The sequence below is a fragment of the Nonomuraea sp. NPDC048881 genome, from assembly GCF_040649795.1.
Taxonomy (GTDB): Bacteria; Actinomycetota; Actinomycetes; order Streptosporangiales; family Streptosporangiaceae; genus Nonomuraea.
Genome location: NZ_JBEZGC010000051.1, coordinates 1 through 1924, shown reverse-complemented (window position 1 = coordinate 1924; position 1924 = coordinate 1). Strand labels below are relative to the sequence as shown.

General features: G+C 73.2%; 2 protein-coding genes. Both read left to right on the top strand.

The genetic code is table 11. The annotated features are described in order from the left end of the window. The coding region (locus AB0C33_RS51115) for a phosphopantetheine-binding protein (RefSeq protein ID WP_358303127.1) at positions 1–639 on the top strand (639 nt) is incomplete at its 5' end. After that, positions 636–1924: condensation domain-containing protein (locus AB0C33_RS51110; protein WP_358303125.1), on the top strand; the 1289-nt coding region annotated here is incomplete at its 3' end. The genes AB0C33_RS51115 and AB0C33_RS51110, both read left to right, overlap by 4 nt.

Genomic DNA, 1924 nt, shown 5'->3' with positions numbered 1-1924 from the left:
TACAAAACCGGCGACCTCGCCCGCTGGCTACCTTCGGGCGAACTCGAATACCTCGGCCGCACCGACCACCAAGTCAAGATCCGCGGCATGCGCGTGGAGCTCGGCGAGATCGAGGCCGTGCTGCGCGAGCAACCCGGCGTGACGGCGGCGGCGGCCAAGCTGGCGAACGGCCGCCTGGTCGGCTACGTCGTCGGCGACGTCCCCGACCTGTCCGACGCGCTGCCGGATTTCATGATCCCGACGGCGTGGGTGCGGCTGGACCGCCTGCCCGTCACCGCCAACGGCAAGCTCGACCGCGCCGCCCTCCCCGCGCCCGACCGCCCGGCCGACCTGCCGTGGGAGCCGCCGCGCGGCGCGGCGGAAACCGCCGTCGCGCAGGTCTGGCAGGAGGTGCTCGGCCTCGACCGGCCCGGCCGGCACGACACCTTCTTCGCCGTGGGCGGCGACTCCATCAGCAGTCTCAAGGTCGTGGCCCGGCTGCGCGCCACCGGCTACGACGTGGAACTGCAGCAGCTGTTCACCCATCAGGCGGTCGCCGAACTGGCCGCCGTGCTGCGGCCGCGGCAGGCCGTACCGGAGACCACGGCGGGAGCCTTCGACCTGCTCAGCGTGGCGGACAGAGAGAGGCTCACGCGATGATCATCGACGCCTACCCGCTCAGCGCCCTCCAGGCCGGGATGCTGTACCACAGCGAGCTGGACGGCGTGACCTTCCACGACCACACCACGCTCACGCTGCGCGGCACGTTCGACGAGGCGGCCCTGGTCAGGGCGCTGGACGAGCTGTCGGCCCGGCACGAGGTGCTGCGGACGTCCTTCGACCTGACCGGGTTCAGCGAGCCCGTCCAGCTCGTGCACGACCAGGCGGAGATCCCGCTGACCGTCTCCGGCGGCGAGCCGGAGTACGGGCCGTTCGACTGGACGCGGGCTCCCCTGCTCCGCGTCCACGTGCGGCCCGAAGCCGACCGGTTCGCGCTGACCGTCTACTTCCACCACGCGATCCTCGACGGGTGGAGCGTCGCGAGGCTGGTCAGCGAGTTGCTGGAACGCTATGCGACCCCCGGGCTGCCGGTGGAGCCGCCGGCGGCGCGCTTCCGTGACCTGGTGGCGGCCGAGAAGGCGATGCTCGCCCGGCCGGAGGCGGCGGAGTTCTGGCGGGAGGCGATCGCCGAGGCGCCGGAGGGCCGGTTGCCCCGGATGCCCGGCTACCCCACCGGCGGGCCGCGCGAGGTCGCGGTGCTCGCCACGGCGCTCCCCGGCGAGCTGGCCAAGGCGCTGGCCGAGCAGGCGGCCGCAGCCCGGGTGCCCCTGCGGTCGGTGGTGCTCGCGGCGCACGTGCGCGTCATGGCGCTGGTCACCGGCGATCCCGACGTCCTGACGGGGATGCTCACGCACAGCCGTCCGGAGAGCGAGGCCGGGGACGAGGTGCTCGGCCTGTTCCTCAACACCGTCCCGCTGCGGGTCCGGGCCGACGCGCCCGACCTGGTCCAGCGGGTCTTCCGGGCGGAGGTGGCGGCGCTGCCGTACCGGCACTTCCCGCTCTTCGAGATCCAGCGGGCCAGCGGTCGCGCGCGGCTGCTGGACACGCACGTGGACTTCCGCGACTTCCACGTGAACGGCGCCGCCGCCACGCCCATCGAGGGCCAGGACTTCTTCGAGCAGACCGACTTCGCCTTCAGCACGGCCTTCGTCCGGACGCCGGGCCAGGGGCTGACGCTGACCATCTCCTACGACACCACGCAGTTCCCCGCCGACCAGATCGCGGCGATCCGGGACCACTACCTCCGCGCCCTGTCCGGAGAACTCGGCATCTCGCCGCAGGACGCGGCTCAGCTCGCACGCTGGAACGCCACCGACCGGGAGCATCCGGGCGGCACCCTGCACGAGCTGGTCTTCGCGCAGGCCGAGCGCACCCCGGACGCGAC